The 21,769-nt window shown below is 73.5% G+C and carries 22 protein-coding genes and 1 pseudogene; 8 read left to right on the top strand and 15 right to left on the bottom strand.

Annotated elements, in window-relative coordinates:
* The first annotated feature begins 117 nt into the window (after positions 1–117).
* Complete coding sequence (locus ACFVVX_RS16485) at positions 118–411, top strand: hypothetical protein (protein WP_387945949.1); 294 nt, start codon at positions 118–120, stop codon at positions 409–411.
* 82 nt (positions 412–493) lie between these two features.
* Here ACFVVX_RS16485 and ACFVVX_RS16480 read toward each other — a convergent pair whose 3' ends face one another.
* A complete protein-coding gene (locus tag ACFVVX_RS16480) occupies positions 494–712 on the bottom strand; it encodes a cold-shock protein (RefSeq protein ID WP_387945947.1) in 219 nt (72 codons plus the stop codon).
* Between the two features lie 110 nt (positions 713–822).
* Between ACFVVX_RS16480 and ACFVVX_RS16475 the strand changes: the two genes are divergently transcribed.
* On the top strand, positions 823–1,791 hold the full coding sequence (locus ACFVVX_RS16475) for a helix-turn-helix transcriptional regulator (RefSeq protein WP_387945945.1): 969 nt from the start codon (positions 823–825) through the stop codon (positions 1,789–1,791).
* Here ACFVVX_RS16475 and ACFVVX_RS16470 read toward each other — a convergent pair.
* The 14 genes and pseudogenes from ACFVVX_RS16470 to ACFVVX_RS16405 form a co-directional block, all read right to left on the bottom strand.
* Positions 1,782–2,696 (bottom strand): SDR family oxidoreductase, encoded by a 915-nt coding sequence (locus tag ACFVVX_RS16470; protein WP_387945944.1) that lies wholly within the window; start codon positions 2,694–2,696, stop codon positions 1,782–1,784. The genes ACFVVX_RS16475 and ACFVVX_RS16470 overlap by 10 nt on opposite strands.
* A gap of 149 nt (positions 2,697–2,845) precedes the next feature.
* Entirely contained in the window at positions 2,846–3,262 is a 417-nt protein-coding gene (locus ACFVVX_RS16465) for a PIN domain nuclease (protein WP_387945942.1), read from the bottom strand.
* Positions 3,255–3,452, bottom strand: coding sequence for a type II toxin-antitoxin system VapB family antitoxin (locus ACFVVX_RS16460; RefSeq protein WP_387945940.1), 198 nt, complete (start codon positions 3,450–3,452; stop codon positions 3,255–3,257). The genes ACFVVX_RS16465 and ACFVVX_RS16460 overlap by 8 nt, the downstream gene beginning before the upstream one ends.
* Positions 3,453–3,532: 80 nt before the next feature.
* Positions 3,533–5,248 (bottom strand): SDR family oxidoreductase, encoded by a 1,716-nt coding sequence (locus ACFVVX_RS16455; protein ID WP_387945938.1) that lies wholly within the window; start codon positions 5,246–5,248, stop codon positions 3,533–3,535.
* Positions 5,245–6,087 carry a M24 family metallopeptidase gene (locus ACFVVX_RS16450; RefSeq protein ID WP_387945936.1) on the bottom strand — a complete coding sequence of 281 codons (843 nt, stop codon included), beginning with the start codon at positions 6,085–6,087 and terminating at the stop codon, positions 5,245–5,247. The genes ACFVVX_RS16455 and ACFVVX_RS16450 overlap by 4 nt, the downstream gene beginning before the upstream one ends.
* 16 nt (positions 6,088–6,103) lie before the next feature.
* Positions 6,104–7,189 carry a PDR/VanB family oxidoreductase gene (locus ACFVVX_RS16445; RefSeq protein WP_387945934.1) on the bottom strand — a complete coding sequence of 362 codons (1,086 nt, stop codon included), beginning with the start codon at positions 7,187–7,189 and terminating at the stop codon, positions 6,104–6,106.
* A 26-nt stretch (positions 7,190–7,215) separates the two neighbouring features.
* On the bottom strand, positions 7,216–8,160 hold the full coding sequence (locus tag ACFVVX_RS16440; RefSeq protein WP_387945932.1) for a metal-dependent hydrolase: 945 nt from the start codon (positions 8,158–8,160) through the stop codon (positions 7,216–7,218).
* Positions 8,161–8,407: 247 nt separating this feature from the next.
* Positions 8,408–9,187 (bottom strand): IclR family transcriptional regulator, encoded by a 780-nt coding sequence (locus tag ACFVVX_RS16435; RefSeq protein WP_387945930.1) that lies wholly within the window; start codon positions 9,185–9,187, stop codon positions 8,408–8,410.
* 220 nt (positions 9,188–9,407) lie between these two features.
* Positions 9,408–10,868, bottom strand: coding sequence for a catalase (locus ACFVVX_RS16430; protein WP_387945928.1), 1,461 nt, complete (start codon positions 10,866–10,868; stop codon positions 9,408–9,410).
* 267 nt (positions 10,869–11,135) lie between these two features.
* Positions 11,136–12,188: pseudogene (gene alc, locus ACFVVX_RS16425) on the bottom strand (allantoicase); the annotation flags it as partial.
* A 13-nt stretch (positions 12,189–12,201) separates the two neighbouring features.
* The gene (gene allB / locus ACFVVX_RS16420; protein WP_387945926.1) at positions 12,202–13,572 is read right to left on the bottom strand and encodes an allantoinase AllB; all 1,371 of its coding nucleotides are present in this window, start codon (positions 13,570–13,572) and stop codon (positions 12,202–12,204) included.
* Between the two features lie 108 nt (positions 13,573–13,680).
* Complete coding sequence (locus ACFVVX_RS16415; RefSeq protein ID WP_387945924.1) at positions 13,681–14,823, bottom strand: glycerate kinase; 1,143 nt, start codon at positions 14,821–14,823, stop codon at positions 13,681–13,683.
* Positions 14,824–15,185: 362 nt separating this feature from the next.
* Positions 15,186–16,073, bottom strand: coding sequence for a 2-hydroxy-3-oxopropionate reductase (locus ACFVVX_RS16410; RefSeq protein ID WP_387945922.1), 888 nt, complete (start codon positions 16,071–16,073; stop codon positions 15,186–15,188).
* 40 nt (positions 16,074–16,113) lie between these two features.
* On the bottom strand, positions 16,114–16,959 hold the full coding sequence (locus ACFVVX_RS16405; protein WP_387945920.1) for a TIM barrel protein: 846 nt from the start codon (positions 16,957–16,959) through the stop codon (positions 16,114–16,116).
* A 260-nt stretch (positions 16,960–17,219) separates the two neighbouring features.
* Between ACFVVX_RS16405 and ACFVVX_RS16400 the strand changes: the two genes are divergently transcribed.
* From ACFVVX_RS16400 to ACFVVX_RS16375, 6 genes are all read left to right on the top strand, one after another.
* Positions 17,220–17,465, top strand: a complete 246-nt coding sequence (locus tag ACFVVX_RS16400; protein ID WP_387946203.1) for a thiamine-binding protein — start codon at positions 17,220–17,222, stop codon at positions 17,463–17,465.
* A 38-nt stretch (positions 17,466–17,503) separates the two neighbouring features.
* Entirely contained in the window at positions 17,504–17,848 is a 345-nt protein-coding gene (locus ACFVVX_RS16395) for a helix-turn-helix domain-containing protein (RefSeq protein WP_387946201.1), read from the top strand.
* Positions 17,849–18,088: 240 nt separating this feature from the next.
* A complete protein-coding gene (gene uraD / locus ACFVVX_RS16390) occupies positions 18,089–18,592 on the top strand; it encodes a 2-oxo-4-hydroxy-4-carboxy-5-ureidoimidazoline decarboxylase (protein ID WP_387945918.1) in 504 nt (167 codons plus the stop codon).
* Between the two features lie 58 nt (positions 18,593–18,650).
* On the top strand, positions 18,651–18,986 hold the full coding sequence (gene uraH, locus ACFVVX_RS16385; protein WP_387945916.1) for a hydroxyisourate hydrolase: 336 nt from the start codon (positions 18,651–18,653) through the stop codon (positions 18,984–18,986).
* A gap of 27 nt (positions 18,987–19,013) precedes the next feature.
* Positions 19,014–19,928 (top strand): factor-independent urate hydroxylase, encoded by a 915-nt coding sequence (pucL, locus tag ACFVVX_RS16380; protein ID WP_387945914.1) that lies wholly within the window; start codon positions 19,014–19,016, stop codon positions 19,926–19,928.
* A 270-nt stretch (positions 19,929–20,198) separates the two neighbouring features.
* The gene (locus tag ACFVVX_RS16375) at positions 20,199–21,662 is read left to right on the top strand and encodes a nucleobase:cation symporter-2 family protein (protein ID WP_387945912.1); all 1,464 of its coding nucleotides are present in this window, start codon (positions 20,199–20,201) and stop codon (positions 21,660–21,662) included.
* The last annotated feature ends 107 nt before the right edge of the window (positions 21,663–21,769 follow it).

Genomic DNA, 21,769 nt, shown 5'->3' with positions numbered 1-21,769 from the left:
CGCCCGGACGGCCATCCCGGCGCCCCCACCCGGGTGACGTTGCGGGCCCCGGACGGCGGCGGGACGCTGGAGGTCAGGGACCCTCCCTGACGCCCCGGTCCGGGGAAGGAGCACCCCATGCGTGCCCTGCTGGAAATCACACTCGACACCGCGACGAGCAACCGGCTGATCACCGACGGCGCGGTCGCCGGGATCTTCGACCGCCTGATGGGCGACCTCAAGCCCGAGGCCGCCTACTTCTTCGCCCGCAACGGCCGGCGCAGCCAGATCCTCGTCGTCGACGTGGCGGACGAGGCCGCGCTGCCCGGCATCTGCGAGCCGTTCTGGCTGCAGTTCAACGCCGAGGTCGACGTGCACATCTGCATGGACGCCGCCGAGCTGCGCGAGGGCCTCGGACGGCTCGGGCGCTGAGCGGCGGAACGCCGGGCCGCCGCGCGGCCGGCCGCCGCAGCCGGCCGCGCAGCACCCGGGCGAAGCCGACCAGGACGGTCCCTCATCGTAGGGGCTGCACCGGCCGCACCCGCTCGGCCACCGGGCGGCCCTCCTGCTCGGTCGGGTCGTACTCCACCTGCTGTCCCTCGGTCAGCGCCCGTTCGCTCGCCGAGCCCTGGATCGAGTCGAAGTACACGTAGAGCGCGGGCCCGCCGTCGTCGGGGGTGATCAGGCCGTAGCCGTGGTCGACGTTGTAGGACTGCACGGTGCCGGTGGCCATGGGAGCTCCTTCGCTCGCGCCGGGTGGTGGACCTCCTGGGTACCAAACGCCCGGGCCCGGACCGGGCACGACGCGCCCTAGGATCGGGACGACCGGAAGGGGTGGGCCTCATGCGGGCGGCGCGGGCGATTTCACTGCTGCTGCTCCTCCAGGCACGGCGGAGCATGACCGGGGCCGAGCTGGCCGCCGAGCTGGAGGTGTCCGAGCGGACGGTCCAGCGGGACGTCCTGGCGCTGGCCGAGGCGGGCGTGCCGGTCTACGCCGACCGCGGCCGGGCCGGCGGCTACCGGCTGCTGGACGGCTACCGCACCCGGCTGACCGGCCTGGACCGGGCCGAGGCCGAGGTGCTGCTGCTCGCCGGACTGCCGGGCCCGCTGGGCGACATGGGGCTCGACGGCCCCGCGCTGGCCGCCCGGCTGAAGGTGGTGAGCGAGCTGGGCGAGGCCCCCGCCACGGGGGTGCGGCGGTTCCACCTGGACGCGCCCGGCTGGTTCCGCACCGCGCCCGTCCCGCCGCTGCTCGCCGAGGTCTCCCGGGCCGTCTGGGGCGAACGGCTGCTGCGGGCCCGCTACCGGCGCGGCGCGGACGCCGTCGAGCGGACGCTGCGGCCGTACGGGCTGGTCCTGAAGGCGGGCGCCTGGTACCTGGTGGCCCGGCCGCAGGACGCGGACGGCGCCCGGGCGTACCGGGTGGACCGGCTGACGGAGGCCGAGCCGCTGGCCGAACGGTTCGAGCGGAACGAGGCGTTCGACCTCGCCGCGTTCTGGGAGGCCAAGGCGGCCGGGTTCGCCCGCTCGCTGCTGCGGGAGAGCGTGCTGGTCCGGCTCAGCCCGCTCGGCGCCGAGCGGCTCCCGCACCTGCTGGAGCCGCTCGCGGCCCGGCAGGCGCTGGACTCCGCCGGGGAGCCGGACGGCGACGGCTGGGTCACCGTCCGGCTCCCGGTCGAGTCCTCGGAGGTCGCCTACGAGGAGCTGCTGCGGCTCGGCCCCGAGGCCGAACTGCTCGAACCCCCGGAGCTGCGGCGGCGGTTGGCGCGGGCGGCGGCCCGCAGCGCGGCGCTGTACGCCGCTCAGCGGTAGCCGGCCGGGTCCAGCGGGCCGTCCGCCGTCTCCGCGTCCACCAGGTAGCTCCAGGCGTCCGGGCGGCTGCCGTCCAGGTCGGTGAAGCCGTACTCCTTCGCCAGGGCGGCGCTGGAGAGCGAGGCGGCGTTGAAGCGCCCCACCTCCGGGTCGCAGGCCAGCGCGACCACCGCGCGGCCGACGTAGGCGGGCGACTCCGAGATGCCGAAGTCCGGCTGCTTCGCGGTGGCCTCGCGCCAGGTCTGCTCGGTGACACCGAAGTGCTCCAGCATCATCTCCGAGCGCAGCCATCCGGGGGTCAGCGCGACCGCCGTCGCGCCGCGCGGGCCGAGCTCGTGGCCCAGGGCGAAGGCCATCCGCAGCACCGAGGACTTGGCGAGGTCGTAGAAGAGGGAGTTGCGGTAGCGGGTGGCGTTGTACTCGGCGGTGCCGTCGGTCATCTCCACCACCAGCCCGCCCGGGCGGCGCAGCAGCAGCGGCAGCAGGTGGTGGTTGGTGATCGCGTGCGTCTCGACGGCGAGGCGCAGCAGCCGCAGCCCGTTGTCGAGGTCGTGCTCCCAGACCGGCTTCTCCCACTCGAAGAGGTTCTCGCCGCCCCAGATGTCGTTCACCAGGAGGTCGAGCCCGCCCTGCTCGGCCTCGACCCGCTTCGCCACGGCCGCGACCTCGGCGGGGACGAGGTGGTCCGCCCGGACGGCGATCCCGTGGCCGCCGGCCGCGGTGACCAGCTCCGCCGTCTCCTCCAGGGTCTCCGCCCGCCCGTACTCCGACCGGTGCCCGCCGGCGCTGCGCCCGGTCGCGTAGACCGTCGCCCCGGCGGCCCCCAGCTGCACCGCGATCCCCCGCCCGGCCCCCCGGGTCGCCCCGGCGACCAGTGCGACCTTGCCCTTGAGCGGCTGTGCCATGTCGTGCCCTTCCGTGGTGCCTGCTCCGTCACCACCGATGCTGCCGTGGAATCCCGACACCTGCTGTCGGGATTCCACGGGGGGACGAACCGTTCTCCCGCGCCACGCACCCGCCGGTGGGCCGGGCGGGGGGACACGCCCGGTCCGGGTCAGTCCGCCGCGCCCGCCGGGACGACCCAGCGGGTGGGCTGACCCGTGACCGCCGCGATCATGTCGTAGTCGCCGTCGTAGTGCAGGACGGTGGCGCCGTGGCGCTCGGCGGTGGCCGCGATGACGAGGTCCGCCACGGACAGCGCCCGCCAGTTGCCGACGGCGGTGAGGAGGGCCTGGACCTCGACGGCGCGGTCCCACACCTCGTCGGGCGTCGACAGCCAGTCGAAGCCGCCCAGGCCCTCGCGGATCCGATCGGCGTCGCTCTTGGACCGGGCGCTGTGCATGATCTCCAGCTCGACGGCGCCGCAGAGCGCGAGCAACCCCTCGTTGAACAGCCGGTCGACCACGGCCCGGACCGCCGGCTTGGGGTAGCGGGCGAAAGCCGACTTGTCGATCAGGAAGCGCTCACTCACCCTTGTCCACCGGTCCGGTGAGATCGGGCAGCCCGCCGTCGGCGAGCCAGCCGAGGAACTCCCTGCCCTTACGGCGCTTCACCGCGTCCTCGAGGGCGGCGTTGACGGTGGCCACCTTGGTCGTCGTACCGAAGATCTCGGCGGCCTCGGCCAGCAGTTCGTCGTTGACGTCTATCACGGTACGGGCCATGGTCGACCTCCCAGAGCGGCACGGGCCTGCGATATCAAAGTCAAGCCTAAGTGATATCGCAGGCCCGTGGGATCGCTCGTTCAGGTCACGTTGAGCCGGGCCGCCAGGCGGAGCAGGCCCGGGGAGAGGCGGCTCAGGAAGCGGGCGGCCTTGGCCTCGGGGGTGACCGGGACGACCGCCTTGCCGGTGCGGACGGCGTGCAGGATCGCGGCGGCGACCTTCTCCGGCGGGAAGCCCCGGCGGGCGTAGAGCCGCGCGGCGCGGGCCTGCTTGGCGGCCTGCTGGTCGGGGGTGGTGGCGGAGAAGGTGGAGGTGCGGGTGATGTTGGTGTTGACGATGCCCGGGCAGATGGTGGAGACGCCGATGCCGTGCCCGGCGAGTTCGGCGCGCAGGCAGTCGGAGAGCATGAAGACGGCGGCCTTGCTGGTCGCGTAGGCGGTCAGCGCCTTGGACGGCAGGTAGGCGGCGGCCGAGGCCAGGTTGACGATGTGGCCGCCCCGGCCGCGGTCGGCCATCAGTGCGCCGAAGGCGCGGCAGCCGTGGATGACGCCCCAGAGGTTGACGTCCAGGACCCGCTGCCACTCCTTCTCGGTGGTCTCCAGGAACGTCCCGGAGTGGCCGATGCCCGCGTTGTTGACGAGCACGTCGGGGACGCCGTGCTCGGCGGCGACCTCCCGGGCGAAGGCCTCGAAGGCGGCGCCGTCGGCGACGTCGACCCGGTAGGCGCGGGCGGGCGGGCCGATCAGGCCGGCGAGTTCGGCGGTGCGCTCGGCGGCGGGCAGGTCGAGGTCGCAGACCACGACCCGGGCGCCCTGCTCGGCGAAGGCCAGCGCGGTGGCCCGGCCGATGCCGCTGCCGGCGCCGGTGACGACGACGAGGGGGCCACCGGCCGGGTCGGTGCGGTGCCCGGCACCGACGGTGGCGGTGAAGTCGCGGACCAGGCCGGCCACGGCGCTTCCCTTCTCCAGGAGGGCGGACCAGTGGGTGGCGTGCAGGGAGCGGCGGGTCAGGTGCGGCACCCAGCGCTCCAGGCCCTCGGAGAGGTGGGTGCCGACGTAGTGGTCCCGGGTGAGGGTGATCAGCTGGACGGGCACCTCGGTGGGCCGCTCGCGCGGGTTGCGCAGGGTGGGCCGCATGTTGGCCCGGTAGAGCTCGATGCCGCGCACCGCGTCCCGGCGCAGGGTGGGCTGCGGGTGGCCGGCGCGCGGGGTGACCTCCTCCAGGTCGCGCAGCACCCGGGGCCAGGCGCGGGCCAGCCCGAGCCGCCAGATGCCGGGGGCGAGGTAGGGCAGGTGGAAGGCGGTGATGTACCAGGAGGCGACGCCCTGGGCGAGCAGCTGGCGCAGGTGGCGCGGGGTGGGCCGGCGGTAGCGCTCGCGCAGCCAGTGCCCCATGTGGTCCAGGCAGGGGCCGGACATCGTGGTGTAGGAGGCGAGCCGCTGCTCGGCGCCGGGGGTGGTGACGGCCTCCCAGGACTGCAGCGAGCCCCAGTCGTGGGCGACCACGTGCACCGGGCGGTCCGGGCTGACGGCGTCGGCGACCGCGAAGAGGTCCGCGGCCAACTGCTCCAGCCGGTATCCGTCGCGGGAGGCGGGGGCCCCGGAGGCGCCGGCGCCGCGCACGTCGTAGCGGACCACGTGGTGGTCGCGGGCGAGGTCGGCGGCGACGTCGTCCCAGACCGCGTGGGTGTCCGGGTAGCCGTGCACCAGCAGCACGGTGGGTGCGTCCGGGTCGCCCTCCTCGAAGACGGCGAGCGGCAGCCCGCCCGAGTGGACGGTGCGGCGGCGGGTGGTCATCGGGCCTCCTCCAGCGTGGTCCAGCGCCGCACGTGCGGCAGGTCGTCGTCGAGCCAGTACGCGTCGTCCTCGGTCACCACGAGGAGCTCCTCGAACTTGATGCCCACCCCGCGGAAGCCGATGTGCGGCTCCACCGCCCACAGGCCCGGGGTCGGCGCGTGCCGGGAGGACCGGCCGTCCGCCCAGAGCGGTGAACGGCCGTGCAGGCGTTCGCTGATCAGCTCGCGGCCGAGCGTCTGGAGTGTACGCACCCCGAAGCCGAGCACGTTCACCCCGGCCGGGCCGCGGGCGGTGGTCCGCGTCACCTGGTGGCCGATCACCCGGCCCGGGTAGACCCGGTGGCGGTTGTCGTAGCCGTGCGCGGCGATCTGCGCGTCCACCGCCGCGTACACCTCGTCGAGCGGGCGGCGGGCCCGGACCTCGGCGAGGATCAGCTCGCGGTAGACCTTCAGGTCCGCGGCGAGCCGGTCCCAGACCGGGTTGTCGCCGACCTTGCCGCCGTAGCCGATGTCGGCGGTGTAGCCGTCCACCACGGGCGCGCAGTCCAGCACGTAGGGCATGCCCTCGGCCAGCCGGCGCCCGCCGGCGAAGAACTGCAGCGGGGTGTGGAAGTTCCGGAACGCCGTCCGGTCGCCGAACCAGGCGAACGGGACGTGGAAGAAGTCCTGCACCCCGGCCGCGACCAGGCAGCGGCGCAGCTCGGCGGTGGCCTGCCGCTCGGTGACGCCCGGTTCGATCCAGGCGGCGACCTGTTCGGCGCAGTGGTAGGCGAGCTGCTGGGTCTCGCGGAAGCGGGTGAGGTCGTGCTCGGTGTACGGGAAGGACGGGGGTTTCGCCATCGCGGGGGGCTCCTTGCTACAGGTCGAGGACGAGGGTCTCGCCCTCGGCGGCCCGGGAGACGCAGGGCAGCAGGGCGCCGGCGGCGCGCTGCTCGGAGGTGAGGCGGCGGTCGCGGTGCTCGGGGGCGCCGGCCAGCAGGCGGACCTCGCAGGTGCCGCAGAAGCCCTGGCGGCAGGAGTACGGGAGGTCCGGGCGGGCCTCGCGCAGCACGTCCAGGGCGGAGCGGTCGGCGGGGACGCCGAGGGCCGGCCCCTCGGCGCCGAGGCGGACGGTGAACGGCTCGCCGCCGGTGACCGGCGCGGCGCCGAACCGCTCGAAGTGCAGGGCGGCGGACGGCGCCGCGGCCAGCGCGCCCTGGACGGCGGCGAGCATCGGGGCCGGGCCGCAGCAGTACACGGCGGCGCCGGGCGGGGCGTGCGCCAGCAGCTCGGCGCCGGTGGGGACGCCGTGCTCGTCGTCGGTGCGCAGCTCGACCCGGTCCGGGCCGAGCGCGCGCAGCTCCTCGGCGTACGGGAGGGTGTCGGCGCTGCGGCCGACGTGGACCAGGCGCCAGTCGAGGCCGTGGCGCTGCGCCTCGCGGGCCATCGGCAGCAGCGGGGTGATGCCGATCCCGCCGGCCAGCAGCAGCACGGCGGGCTCGGCGCAGAACGCGAAGCCGTTGCGGGGGCGGCGGGCCGTCAGGCGGCTGCCGGTGTGCAGTTCGTCGTGGATCTCCACCGAGCCGCCGCCGCCCCCGGGCAGCCGGCGGACGGCGATCCGGTAGCCGCGGCGGTCGGCCGGGTCGCCGCAGAGCGAGTAGTGCCGCTCGCGGCCGGAGGGCAGGCCCAGGCGCAGGTGCGCGCCGGGCTGCCAGCCGGGCAGGTCGCCGCCGGACGGGTCGGCGAGGTGCAGTTCGACGACGTCGGTGGCGATCGTGCGGCGGTCGGCGACGACCAGGCGCAGCGGCGCGGCGGGGACGCTGTAGGGGCGGCGGGGGCTGCGGCGCAGCAGGGGGAGGCCGAGGGCCGGGGTGTAGCGGTCGCCGAAGGTGGTGAGGCGCTGCATGAAGCGGTCGGCGCGCGGGCGGCCGTACAGGTCGGGGGGCGGGTTGCGCAGGTCCATCCGGGCGGCTCTCCTGGCGTGGGCGGTCAGTGGGCGGCGGCGCGGGCGGCCGGGGAGGTGGCGAGGTAGCCGAGCGCCTGGCTGGAGGAGCCCTCCTGGGTGGGGTGGTAGCCGCGTCGCAGGTACCGCAGTCCGGAGCGGACCGACTGGAGCGGGTCGGGCAGCAGGCCGCGCCTGGCGATCAGCCGCGCCTCGCGCCAGCTGGGCCGCAGCCGGCCGTCGAGGGTGGGGTCGGCGGCGAGCAGGAAGCGTGCGCCGCGCACCCAGAGGTGGACCAGCAGCGGTCCGGAGACGACCATGCCGCGGACCCGGCGCAGGTAGCCGGGGTCGAGGTGGACGAGCAGGTCGAAGGCGACGCTGCGGTGTTCGACCTCCTCGGCGCCGTGCCAGCGCAGCAGGTCGAGCATCGTCGGGTCGGCCTCGGCGCGGTCCAGGCCGGGGGAGTTGAGCGCCCAGTTGCCGAGGAAGGCGGTGAAGTGCTCGATCGCCGCGATGAAGGCGACCCGCTCGATGACGTTCTCCCGGTGCCGGGCGGGCGTGAGGCCCTCCTTCTCGCCGAGGACGCGCTGGAACAGCCAGGAGATCTGGCGGACGTACGGGCGGGGGTCGAGGCCCTGGGCGAGCAGGTGTTCCAGCACCTCCTGGTGGGCCTCGGCGTGGATGGCCTCCTGGCCGATGAAGCCGAGCACCTCCTCTTTCAGCTGCTCGTCGCGGACGAGCGGGAGGGCCTCCTTGAAGACCTTGACGAACCAGCGCTCGCCCTCGGGGAGCAGGAGGTGCAGGACGTTGATGATGTGGGTGGCCATCGGCTCGTCCGGGATCCAGTGCAGCGGCAGCCGGGACCAGTCGAAGCGGACGTCCCGGGGCTCCAGGACGAGGCTGTCGTGCACCCGGGCGGCGGGGGCGGCGACGGCGGGGACGGGGGTGGGGGCAGTGGTGGGGGCGCTGGTGGGGGAGGTGGATCGGGGCATGGGAGGGCCCTCCTGTACCTGGGGGCGGGCGGCTCGGCCCGCGCCGGTCCGCTTGGCCTGCAGCCAACCTACTCGCGGGTAGTGGTCGCTTCAAGGGTTTCGGCGACCCTTATCGACATCGAGTCTAATAAGTGATGTGCACCGCGGCGGCCTCCGGGAAACACGCCCCGGGAAACACCAAGGGCCCCGCCGTTCGGCGGGGCCCTCGCGGGGCTGCGGCGCGGTCGGGCCGCGGGCGGTGCTGCGGTCAGACCGCCATGGCCAGCATCAGCGGCGCGGCGCGGGCCGCGAGCAGTTCAGCCGCGGCCTTCAGCCGGTGGACGTTGTCGAGCGGCATCGAGGTGGCCAGGCAGCCGACGGTGCTGCCGGCCGTCACCGGGACGGCCGCGCAGACCGTGCCGAGCGCGTACTCCTGGATGTCCAGCACCGGCACGGTGGCCGGCTGCCGCTCCAGACGGTGCATCAGCTGGTCGGCGTCGGTGACCGTCCGGGAGGTCAGCCGGGCCACCGGGTGCCGGGAGAGGTGGTCGAGGCGGCCGTCGTGGTCCAGCTGGCTGAGCAGGCACTTGCCGATCGCGCTGGCGTGCGCGGTGGCCCGGAAGTCCACCCACTCCTGCACCGCCGGGGCGTGGTCGGCAGCGGAGACCGCCTCCACCGACAACTCCCCGTCGTGGTACCGGCTGAAGTACACCGCCGCACCCAACTCGTCGCGCAGTTCGGCCAGTTTGCGGTTGAGCCGGGCCCGTACCAGCTGCTCGCGGTTGTGCTGCCCGAGCAGCGCGAAGGTGCCGCCGAGCACCCAACCGCCGTCCTGGCACTGGAGGTAGCCCTCGATCTCCAGGATCTCCGCGAGCTGCCGGACCGTCGGCAGGCCGAGCGACGTCTCCCGGGCGAGCGTCACCAGGGTGGCGCCGTCGGGGTGCCGGTCGACGGCCTCCAGCAGTCTCAGGGCGTGCTGCAGAGAGGTGAACGGACCGGGCACACCCTGGTCCAGCATGGCGTGACGACCCGGGACTGGTGTCGACATGTCGTCCCCTTCCGATGTCCAGCACGCGGAGCTACCCGCGGGCGCGTCTCCAGCCTAACCACCCCGGGGGCCCGGCAGTTGCCGTCCGCGAATATTCGGTGAAGGTGCTGGACAACAGCGGGCCCCTCCCCCACTGCCCTGGAGGGAGAGGCCCGGTGTGCGGCCGCCGGGGTGCGGGCCCCGGCGGCCGGTGAGGGTGGTCGGTCGGTGTGCGGGAGGGTCAGCCCTCGTCGCCGGCGCGCAGCCGGGTGACGGCGGCCTCCAGGCGGGCGCCGTACTCCTCGTCGGCCGCGTGGAAGTGGGCGAGGTTCCTCTCGACGATGTCGTCGCGCGTCACCTGCGCCAGGAAGCCCGCGATGTTGCCGATCAGGCGGGTCTTCTCGCCGTCCGACATCAGCCGGTAGAGCTCGCCGGCCTGGAAGAAGTCGTCGTCCTTGGTGTGCGCCGGCGTGGTGTAGGTGCCGGTGTGGCCGTCCAGCCGGACCGGCGCGGCGAGCGCGCTGTCGGTCTGGGCCGGGCCGTCGTACGAGTTGGGCTCGTAGTTCCTGCCGCGGCCCGACTTGTTGACGGCGGAGAGGCCGTCGCGGCCGTAGTTGTTCGCCTCGGTGGCCTTGGGGGCGTTGACGGCGAGCAGCGTGTGGTTGACGCCGAGGCGGTAGCGCTGGGCGTCGGCGTAGGCGAACAGCCGGCCCTGGAGCATCTTGTCCGGGGACGGGCCGATGCCGGGCACGAAGTTGTTCGGGGAGAACGCGGACTGCTCGACGTCGGCGAAGACGTTCTCCGGGTTCCGGTTGAGGACGAGGCGGCCGACCTTGACCAGCGGGTAGTCGGCGTGCGGCCAGACCTTGGTGAGGTCGAAGGGGTTGAAGCGGTACTCGGCGGCCTCGGCGACCGGCATCAGCTGGACGTAGAGGGTCCAGGACGGGAAGACGCCCCGCTCGATGGCCTGGTGCAGGTCGCGCTGGTGCGAGTCGGCGTCGGCGCCGAGCACCTCGGCGGACTGGTCGCCGTCCAGCGAGCGGATGCCCTGGTTGGTCTTGAAGTGGTACTTCACCCAGAACGCGTCGCCCTGCTCGTTGACCCACTGGTAGGTGTGCGAGCCGTAGCCGTTCATGTGGCGGTAGGAGGCCGGGATGCCGCGGTCGCCGAACAGCCAGGTGATCTGGTGGGTGGAGGCCGGCGAGTGGGCCCAGAAGTCCCAGACGTTGTCCGCCTCCTGGACGCCGGTGAACGGGTCGCGCTTCTGCGAGTGGATGAAGTCGGGGAACTTGATCGGGTCCTTGATGAAGAACACCGGGGTGTTGTTGCCGACGAGGTCGTAGTTGCCCTCCTCGGTGTAGAACTTCAGCGCGAAGCCGCGGGGGTCGCGCACCGCGTCGCTGGACCCCAGGTTGCCCGCCACGGTGGAGAAGCGCAGGAACAGCTCGGTGCGCTTGCCGACCTCGGAGAGGAAGGCCGCCCTGGTGTACTGCGAGACCTCGTCGGTGACCTCGAAGTAGCCGTACGCGCCGGAGCCGCGGGCGTGCACGACGCGCTCCGGGATGCGCTCGCGGTTGAAGCGGGCCAGCTTCTCCAGGAGCTGCTGGTCCTGGATGAGCAGCGGGCCGTACTCGCCGGCCGAGGCCGAGTTCTGGTTGTCGGCGATCGGCGCGCCGGACTCCGTGGTCAGGATCTTGGACATGGAGGGTCCTTCAGGTGTCGATAAAGGCGGTGCGTGGAGGGGGGTGGCGGCGGGTCAGGCGCCGAGCAGGCGCCAGGCGGCCGAGCGGCGGCGGGAGGACTGCTCGCCGTCGGGGCCGTCGGCCGGCCGGAGCGCGGCGACGGCGGCGGCGGCCGCGGCCCGGTCCGCCAGCGGGCGGGCGGCGGCCAGCGCGGCGGCCTCCTCGGCGGTGAGGCCGGCCTCGGCCAGGGCGGCGGCGGCCTCGGCGGCGGGCACGGCGTTGAACCAGCGCAGCGCGAGGGCGGCGCGGCCGGCCTCGGTCAGGCGGCCGGTCAGCCGGAGCCGGGCGAGGCCCCCGTCGGGGTGGACGTTGATGCGGACGTGGGTCACCGGGCGGCCGACGTCGAGCCGGAAGCGGTGGCGGGTGTCGGGCTGCAGGCGCGTGCGGGGCAGGATCTCGAACCAGCCGTCACGGTCCTCGGCGGGGTTGCCGCCCTGCGAGGCGTCGTAGCCGGCCAGGTCGGCCCAGCCGGGGGCGTTGGCGACGAAGTGGGTGGTGTCCACCTCGGCGGCAAGGACCTCGCCGCCCCCGGCCAGGGCGATCTGCACCCAGTCGTTGGCCTTGTCGCGCCGACGCCGGGTCTCCCAGCCCTCGCCCATGACGGAGGCGCGACCGGGAGCGTTCAGGTTGTGCGGGGAGGAGAAGTAGCGGTCGGAGGCCGCCTCGGCCACGCCGCCGTACTCCTGGGCGGCCAGGTCGAAGGTCAGGCCGTCCAGCTCGCGCGGGTCCGCCAGCACCTCGCCGTGCACCCGCAGCCGGGCGACGCCGCCGTCCGGGAAGATGGCGAGGCGGACGTGGGTGTAGCGGGTGTCGTCGTGCACCTCGAACGCGTGGGCGGTGTCGCCCTGGAGCGGGGTGCGCGGCAGCAGCTCGACCCAGTCGGCGGCCTGGAGCTCCTCGGGCGAGGGGTGTCCGGGTACCGAGGCGGCCTGCAGGGAGGCGCTCTCCGGGTAGTTGCCGGTGAAGTGCGCGGTGTCGACGATCAGTCCGCGGATCACTCCGCCGACACCGAGCCGCACGATCGCCCAGTCGTGGTCCTCGTCGGTGGGGTGCGGCTGCTCGGCGCTGACGCCGCGGCGGCGCTTGGACTCCCAGCCGTCCATGATCTGGCCCTTGTGGCCGAAGGTGTGCGGGCGGAACTCGGCGGGCTTGGCGACCAGCAGGTTCTCCGCGTCCGCGAAGGTGTCCTCGTTGGTGGCGACGACGCCCGCGCCGAGCAGCCGGGACGCCAGGTTGACCAGCTCGGTGAACGGAGCGCTCGGGGTGGTACCGGTGCTCATGGGGGTCTCCTGCCTACGGGGTGTGGGTGAGCTGGCGGCCGAACGGCGCGGCGGCGGTGTCGACCGGCCGGCCGCGCAGCCAGGTGGTACGCACGGCGCCGGTCAGCGTCCGGCCCGCGTACGGGGTGACGGGGTTGCGGTGGTGCAGCCGGGCGGCCTGCACCGCGAAGGCGCCGTCCGGGTCGAAGGCCACCAGGTCGGCGTCGTGGCCGACCGCGATGGCGCCCTTGGTGCCGGTGAGGCCGACCAGCGAGGCCGGTCCGGCGGCCATCCAGCGGACCACGTCGCCCAGCGAGTGGCCGCGCCGGCGGGCCTCGGTCCAGACGGCCGGCAGGCCGAGCTGCAGGGAGGCGATGCCGCCCCACGCCTGGGCGAAGTCCCCGCTGCCGCCGTACTCGGGCAGCAGCTTGAGGTCCGGGGTCGACGGCGAGTGGTCCGAGACGATCGCGACGAACTCGCCGTTCGCCAGGGCCGCCCAGAGCGCGTCGCGGTTGGACTCGTCGCGGATCGGCGGGCAGCACTTGAAGGCGGTGTCGCCGTCCGGCACCTCCTCGGCCGCGAGGGTGAGGTAGTGCGGACAGGTCTCGGCGGTCACCCGGACGCCGTCCTCGCGGGCCTGGCGCAGCAGCGGCAGCACGGCGGCGGAGGAGACGTGCAGGATGTGGACCCGGGCGCCGGTGCGGCGGGCGGTGTCGAGCAGCCGGGCGACCGCCGCGGTCTCGGCGTCGGCGGGGCGCGAGGCGAGGAAGTCCCGGTAGTGCACGCCGGGTTGCTGCGGTGCGGCGGCCAGCACGGCCGGGTCCTCGGCGTGGATGATCGCCAGGGCGCCGATCCGGGCCTGCTCGGTGAGCGCGGCCTCCAGGTCGGCCTGTTCCACGTGCGGGAACTCGTCCACGCCGGACGGGGCCAGGAAGCTCTTGAAGCCGAACACGCCCGCGCGGTGCAGCGGTTCGAGGTCGGGGACGTTGCCGGGGACGGCGCCGCCCCAGAAGCCGAGGTCGACCCAGGCCTGGCCCTCGGCGGTCTTCCGCTTGGCGTCCAGGCCGTCCACCGTGGTGGTGGGCGGGATGGAGTTGAGCGGCATGTCGATGATGGTGGTGACGCCGCCGGCCGCGGCGGCCCGGGTGGCGGTGGCGAAGCCCTCCCACTCGGTGCGGCCGGGCTCGTTGACGTGTACGTGGGTGTCGACCAGACCCGGGAGCAGCGCGGTGTCGCCGAGGTCGGTCAGCGCGACCGCGCCGTCCGGGCGGTCGCCGGTCGGGAGGGAGCCGTGCTCGGCGATCCGCTCGATCCTCCCGTCGCGGATCAGCACGTCGGCGGGGCGCTCGCCGTCCGGCAGGACGACCCGGCGCGAGCGGATCACCGCCGTCTCGCTGAAGGACATGGGGGACCTCCGAAACCTGGGTACGAGTGGGGTGTGCCGAAGGAATGCCCGGAGCCTAGGGCCGCCTTCAACAAAACGTCAATGTAGGAAAATACGAGAGGAGGACCGCTAGCGGGCGAGGAACTCCGCCGCCAGCCGCTCCCCCGCGACCTCGGCCAGCTCCGCCGCCCTGGTCATGCTGTCCCCCGGCTGTTCGGCCAGGTCGGTGAGCGCGTACGCGGCGGCGAAACCGGCCGCCCGCCACTCCCGCTCCGACAGCTCCAGCCGTCCTGCCACAGCGGCCACCCGAACCCCCGCCCGGGTGGCCGCCGCGGCAACGCCAGCGGGGGCCTTGCCGTGGAGCGTCTGCGCGTCCAGGCACCCCTCACCGGTCACGACGAGGCGTGCCCCACGCACGGCCGCGTCGAAACCCAGCAGTTCGAGCATCAGCTCGATGCCGGGTCGCATGGTGGCGCCCAGCAGGGCGAGGGCGGCGAAGCCGACCCCGCCCGCGGCCCCGGCGCCGGGGGCGTCGCGGAAGTCCCGTCCGACGGCCTCGCCGACCACGTCGGCGAAGCGGGTCAGGCCCTCCTCCAGGACCACCAGGTCCTCGCCGTCGGCGCCCTTCTGCGGGCCGTAGACGGCGGTCGCGCCGCGCGGGCCCAGCAGCGGGTTGTCCACGTCGCAGGCCACCACGACCTCCACGCCGGCCAGCCCGTCGGCCAGCGAACCGAGGTCCAGCCGGGCCAGTCGGCGCAGCGCGGCGCCGCCGGGCGGCAGCTCGGTGCCGTCGGCGTCCAGCAGGCCGACGCCGAGCGCCTGGACCATGCCCGCGCCGCCGTCGGTGCAGGCGCTGCCGCCGAGGCCGAGCACGATCCGCCTGGCCCCCAGGCCGACCGCCCGGCCGATCAGCTGGCCGACCCCGAAGGAGCCTGCCGCGAGCGGGGCGGTCCGGCCGCCGGGGAGCCGGGCCAGTCCGGAGGACTGCGCCAGCTCGACCACGGCGGTGTCGCCCTTGACGGCCAGCGCGGCGTCCACCGGCAGGCCGGTCGGACCGGCCACCTTGGCCGGGATCCGGGTGAAGCCGGCCGCCAGCGCGGCGGCCAGGGTGCCCTCGCCGCCGTCGGCGACGGGCAGCTCGCGGACCTCCGCGCCGGGCGCGCCGCGGCGGATGCCGGCCGCGATCCGGGCGGCGACCTCGGCGCCCTCCAGAGTGCCCTTGAACTTGTCGGGAGCTACGACCACATGGCCCTGAGTGGGGGTGGCGGGCATGGTGTGGGCCTCACTTCCGGACGTCTGGCGATGGTTCGTCAAGCATGTGCCCTCGCGGCGGACCGGGCCCCGGACAGGGCCCGGCGGATCCGCCGCCGAGGATCTGGGGGCGGCCCCCTCCCCGCCGTTCCCCTCGTCCCGCTTCCGACGTACGAGAGGCTCCCCTCGGCTGAGGGAGGAGGCCGGGCGGCGCACATCTGGCACGACCGAAGTGCCCCCGACAGGGAGTGCGCGCCGCCGGTCTGGTCGATCGGCAGGGGGCGGATGAGCCCCAGCCCGCCTGCCGATCGGGTCTGGCCTCCTGGTGGCGCGGGCACGACCGGATAGGTACACGCCACCAGGAGGAGTCAGGGGGAGCGGGGCTACGCGACCTCGCGGCCCGAGAGCCGCTCGACGCCGCGCAGCAGCGCCGAGTGGTCGAGCGAGCCGTCGCCGTTCGCCCGGGCGGAGGCGACCAGCTGGGCCACCACGGCGCCGACCGGCAGCGCGGCGCCCACGGCGCGGGCCGCGTCGGTGACGATGCCCATGTCCTTGTGGTGCAGGTCGATCCGGAATCCGGGCGCGAACTCGCGGTTCAGCATGTTCGCCTTCTTGCGGTTCAGCACGGTCGAGCCGGCCAGACCGCCGCCGAGGACGTCCAGCGCGGCGGCGAGGTCGACGCCGGCGTTCTCCAGGAAGACCACGGCCTCGGCCAGGACCTGGATGTTCACCGCGACGATCAGCTGGTTGGCGGCCTTGACGGTCTGGCCGGCGCCGGCCGGGCCGACGTGGACGACCGTGGTGCCGAGGACGTCGAACAGCGGCTTCGCCTCGGCGAAGTCCTCGGCCGCGCCGCCGACCATGATCGACAGCACCGCCTCGACGGCGCCGGCCTCGCCACCGGAGACCGGGGCGTCCAGGGTGCGGACGCCCTTGGCCCTGGCCGCGGCCTCCACCTTGATCGAGGTCTGCGGGGTGATGCTCGACATGTCGATGACGAGCGTGCCGGGCTGCACGTTCTCCAGCACACCGCCCTCGCCCAGCACGGCCTGCTCGACGTGCGGGTCGGCCGGGACCATGGTGATGACGACCTCGGCGTCCTTCACCGCGTCCGCGATGCTGCTCGCACCGTGGCCGCCGGCCGCGACCAGCGCGTCGATCTGCGGCTGGGTGAGGTTGAAGCCGGTGACGTGGTGGCCGGCCTTGACCAGGTTGGCGGCCATCGGGCTGCCCATGATGCCGAGGCCGATGAAGGCGATCTTGCGGCTCATCGCGTCGTTCCTTATGTCGTGAAGGGGGTGGGGTCGGGGACTACTTCGCGGCGCGGTGCTCGCGCGGCAGCCACTCGAAGGCGTCGGCGCTGACACCGCCGGCCGGGCGGTACTCCAGGCCGATCCGGCCGGTGTAGCCGGCGGCGGTGAGCCGGGCGAAGAGGTCCTCGAAGTCGAGCTCGCCGGTGCCGGGCTCGTTGCGGGCCGGGGTGTCGGCGATCTGCACGTGGCCGAAGCGGTCGGCGTAGCGGTCGATGACGGCCGCCAGGTCCTCGCCGTTCCTGGCCAGGTGGTACAGGTCGCAGAGGAAGCGCGCGTTGCCCAGGCCGGTCGCGGCGTTGACCTTGTCGACGACCTCGACCGCGGCGGCCGCGGAGACCAGCGGGTAGTCCGGGGACTCGGGCTTGTTGAGCGCCTCGATCAGCAGGACCGCGCCGATCGCGTGGGCGGCCTCGGCCGCGATCACGAGGTTCTCCAGCGCGAGCGCGTCCTGCTCGGCCGGGTCCACGCCCTCGACCCGGTTGCCGTAGAGCGCGTTGAGCGCCTTGGTGCCGAGCGAGTCGGCGAGCCGGGCGGTGACCGGGACGTTGGCCCGGAAGCGGTCCTTCTCGGCCGGGACCGAGACGGTGCCGCGGGCGCCCTTGGTGAGGTCGTCGAGGAAGTTGAGGCCGGTGAGCTGCACTCCCGCGTCGGTGAAGGCCTTGCGGAGCGCGTCCAGCTCGGCCTCGGACGGGTCGTGGTCCTCGCCGAAGGGCCACCACAGCTCGGCGGCGGTGAAGCCGGCGGCGGCGGCCGCGGCCGGGCGCTCCAGGAGCGGAAGCTCGCTGAACAGGATCGACAGGTTGACCGTGTAGCTGTGCTCGGAAGCGGCAGTCACGTCAATCACCTCTCACTCTCTTCCGTCTATCCGCAACTTCCACGATCCGGAAGAGGGATTCTGCTTGGTGGAAGCATGTCCGCCGGGTCGAGCGGGTGTCAAGGCCGCCGCAACAATTTGTTGAAGTGGCCCGGTCCCGCCCGCCGGGACAGCCGCGGACTGTTCGATCGACCAGTCGCCGACCGGCCGCGGAACGCCGCCGCCGACCACCCCCTGACCACCCCCTGACCGCGCCCGCCCCCGCTCGCTACAGTGAGCGGGTGCGATTGATGGTGGAGTTCACGACAGAACCGTTCGAACTGGACACGTTCCCGGAGCACGCCGCGGCGGCCCGGAAGGTGGTCGACGAGGCCGGCCTGGCCGTCGCGGTCGGCCCGTTCGGCACCGGCGCGGAGGGCGAGGCCGACCAGGTCCTCGCCGCCGTGACCAAGCTGCTCCGGGAGACCCTGGACGCCGGCGCGACCCGGATCTCCGTCCAGGTCAGCGTGCTCGGCGAGGAGGGCGGTACGCCGTGACCGAGCAGCACCACGTGGAACACCCGCTCGCCGCGGCGATGAAGCCGCTGCTGGACGCGGTCGGCGCGACGCCCGTCCCGCTGGACGAGGCGAAGGCCGACGACGTCGTCCTGGAGTGGGAGGGCGCCCCGGCCCTGGCCGTCCGGCTGCCCCACCTCAGCAGTGCGCTGGACCGCCTGCTCACCGAGATGACCCGGCAGTTCGACGGCCGCCCGCTGGCCGAGCTGGACCGCTGGGAGAAGCAGCGCGTGGTCGCCCTGCTGGAGGAGCGGGGCGCCTTCACCGTCCGCCACGGGGTGGAGACGGTCGCCTCGGCGCTCGGCGTCAGCCGCTTCACCGTGTACAACTACCTCAACCGCCAGGACGGGACGAAGTCCGGCTGATTCCGGCCGGTCGCGTCCGCCCCGGGGCGTACGTCCAGGCCGGGCCGAACGGGTGAAACCCCTCGGCTCGGCCAGTCTGGACCAGCCCCCGACGGGGCACACTTGGCTAATCGCACACGAAACGGCCCGGCAACACGAGCCGGTTCAAAACGTAACCACCAACCGTTCAACAAAGTGTTGACGGCCCGGGTGGGTGGATCTAGCTTGTGCGGGTGGCACCACTCTTCAGGAGGTCCACCCGTGACCAACCACCCCCACGCCCTTGAGGCCCTGGCGGCGGCCGACGCCGCCGAGCTGAAGGCGATCCTGCTGGAGGTCTGCTCCAGCCCCGGCTGGGCCACCGCCGTCGCGGCGGCCCGACCGTGGTCCGACCGTGACGCCCTGCTCGCCGCCAACGCGGCGGCCATGGACGCGCTCACCGTCTCCGACCTGCACGACGCCATGGCCGGCCACGCCCGGATCGGCAAGCCCAGGACGGGCGACGCCACCTCCGAGCGCGAGCAGGCCGGCATCCAGGGAGTGGACACCGCTCTCCTCGATGACCTGCACGAGGCCAACGCCGCCTACGAGGCCAAGTTCGGCCACGTGTTCCTGATCTGCGCGACCGGCCGCACCGCGGCCACCATGCTCGCCGCCCTGCGCGAGCGCTACCCCAACGACGCCGCCACCGAGGCGGAGATCGTCCGGGGCGAACTGCGCAAGATCAACGACATCCGCATCACCCGTCTGCTCGACGAGTCCTGAACTCCCACCGGGATTCTGACTCAGCGTCATATCTGCCATCAGTAAGGTCACTTCACCCATGACTGGCATCTCCACCCACGTGCTCGACACCAGCCTCGGCCGCCCGGCCGAGGGCGTCCCGGTCGAGCTCGCACTGCACACCGAGGGTGGCTGGACGGTGCTCGGCACCTCCGCCACGGACTCCGACGGCCGGGCCAAGGACCTGCCGGCCGTGGAGGCGGGCTCGGTCGTCCGGCTCCGGTTCGACACCGCCGCGTACTACGCGGGCAGGTCGGACGAGGCGCCGTTCTTCCCCGAGGTCTCGATCGTCTTCACGGTCGCGCCCGCGCAGCACCACTACCACGTGCCGCTGCTGCTCAACCCGTTCGGATACTCGGTCTACCGCGGAAGCTAGACCGCCTCATTGATTGGGAGCCATGTCATGGCCCACGTGCTCGGTCAGAACCAGTACGGCAAGGCGGAGAACCGCATCGTCCGCGTCTACCGTGACAGCACCCGTCACGAGATCAAGGACCTGAACGTCTCGGTCGCCCTCTCCGGGGACCTCGACGACGTCCACCTCACCGGCTCGAACGCCAACTGCCTGCCCACCGACACCACCAAGAACACCGTCTTCGCCTTCGCGAAGGAGTACGGGATCGAGTCGGCGGAGCAGTTCGGCATCACGCTGGCGAAGCACTTCGTGGACAACAACGAGCCGATCCACCGCGCCCGGATCCGGATCGAGGAGTACACCTGGGACCGGATCAGGACGCCGGACAACTCGGCGCGCTTCATCGGCTCCGAGGAGGTCGGCCACTCGTTCGTCCGCAACGGCGGCGAGACCCGCACCAGCGAGATCGTCTACGACGGCGAGAGCTTCCAGGTCATCTCGGGCCTCAAGGACCTCGTCGTGATGAACTCCACCAACTCGGAGTTCTGGGGCTACATCAAGGACAGGTACACCACCCTGCAGGAGGCGTACGACCGCATCCTCGCGACCCAGGTGACGGCCCGCTGGAAGTACGGCTTCAACGGCCGCGACGCCGAGGCCCAGCCCAACTGGAACCGCTCCTACACCCACGTGCGGCGGCACCTGCTGGAGGCCTTCGCCGAGACCTACTCCTACTCGCTGCAGCAGACCCTGCACTCGATGGGCACCCGGGTGCTGAACAACCGCGCCGAGGTGGACGAGGTACGCCTTGAGCTCCCGAACAAGCACCACTTCCTGGTGGACCTGGAGCCGTTCGGCCTCAAGAACGACAACGAGGTCTACTACGCCGCCGACCGGATGTACGGCCTGATCGAGGGCACCGTGCACCGCGAGGGCGTCGTCCCGGTCATCCCGGTCGCCTGACCGCCCCACCCCATGAACCCCGACCGGCACCACCGCACCCTCCGGCCTTCCACGGCCGGCTGGTGCCGGGCGGACCGCTGCACCCGCAGTACCTGTTTCTCCACCCCCACCAACCGGAGATCGTGCCCGCCTCACGGCGGCCGGCCCGGGGTGCCGGAGAGGCCGGCCGAGGGATCCTTGCACCGCCGTCCCGTCCTCGGTCACCGCACAGCAGGCCGTTCTCCAGCGCCGCGGGCGCGCCGGGAGCCTCGGGCACAAGAGGGGCTCGACATGGCACCCAGCAACACCAGCACCGAAGACGGCGGTTCCACCCCTGACAGACCCCCGGGTCCGGACGGTGTGTCAACCAACCTCCCCGACACCTCGTCCGGGCCGGGGGTCCACCCCGTGGACGAGCTGCTGCCACCCATGAGGCTCTTCTCCACCGGCCTCCAGCACGTCGCCGCGATGTACGCGGGAGTCGTCGCTCCCCCGCTCATCGTCGGCGCCGGCGTGGGACTCTCCCCCGCCGAGCTCGCCCTGCTCATATCGGCCAGCCTGTTCACCGCCGGACTGGCCACCCTCCTGCAGACCCTCGGCATCTGGAAGATCGGCGCGCGGCTGCCGTTCGTGAACGGCGTCTCGTTCGCGGGCGTCGCCCCGATGATCGCCATCGCCAAGGAGCACGGACCGAAGGACGCCCTCCCGGTGATCTTCGGAGCGGTGATCGTCGCGGGGCTCCTGTGCTTCCTCGCGGCGCCGTACTTCTGCAAGCTGATCAGGTTCTTCCCACCGGTCGTCCAGGGCACCGTGATCACCCTCATCGGGGTGTCCCTGCTGCCGGTGGCGGTGAACTGGGCCCGCGGCGGCGCGCCGGGCGCCCCCGGGTACGGCTCCACGCGGGCCATCGGCCTCGCCGCGACCACCCTCGTCGCGGTGGTGCTCTGCAACCGGCTGCTGCGCGGCTTCTGGCAGCAGCTCTCCCTGCTCATCGGTCTGGCGATCGGCACCCTGCTCGCCTTCCCGCTGGGCCTGGCCGACTTCGGCGCGGTCCAGGACGCGAAGGTCTTCGCGCTCCCCTCCCCGTTCCACTTCGGCGCGCCGATGTTCGACGCCGCCGCGATCATCTCGCTCTGCATCGTCATGGTGGTCTCGATGACCGAGTCCACCGCCGACATGCTCGCGCTCGGCAGGATCGTCGACCGCGAGGCCGACGAACCCGTGCTCGCCGCCGGCCTGCGGGCCGACGGGCTGGCCACCGCGCTCAGCCCGGTCTTCAACGGCTTCGCCGCCAGCGCCTTCGCCCAGAACATCGGGCTGGTGGCACTGACGAAGATCCGCAGCCGCTTCGTGGTCGCGGCCGGCGGAGGCATCCTGATCCTGCTCGGGCTCTTCCCAGTGCTCGGGTCGGTCGTCTCCCTGGTACCGCAGCCCGTCCTGGGCGGCGCCGGGATCGTGCTCTTCGGCACGGTCGCGGCGAGCGGCATCCGCACCCTCGCGGAGGCCGGCATGGAATCCAGCTCCAACACCATCCTGGTCTCCGTCTCGCTCGGCGTCGGGATCATCCCGATCGCCGCACCGACCTTCTACGACGCCTTCCCGGAGGCGGTCCGCACCCTGATGCACTCCGGTATCTCGGCCGGCTGCGTGATGGCCGTCCTGCTCAACCTGCTCTTCCACCACGTCGGAGTCGCCCGCCGGTCCCCCACCGACGGGAGCACCGGCGCGACGGTGCCGACGGCGACACCGTCCTGACCGGTCGGGGGGGGGGCCCCCGCAAGGGGCGGCCCCGCCCCCCCCCCCCAAGCGGGGCCACCCAAGCACGCCGCCCCCCGCCCCCCCCCCCCCGGCGCGAGCACGAG

Source organism: Kitasatospora sp. NPDC058170, assembly GCF_042883905.1.
Taxonomy (GTDB): Bacteria; Actinomycetota; Actinomycetes; order Streptomycetales; family Streptomycetaceae; genus Kitasatospora.
This window is presented reverse-complemented; position numbering and strand designations above follow the sequence as displayed.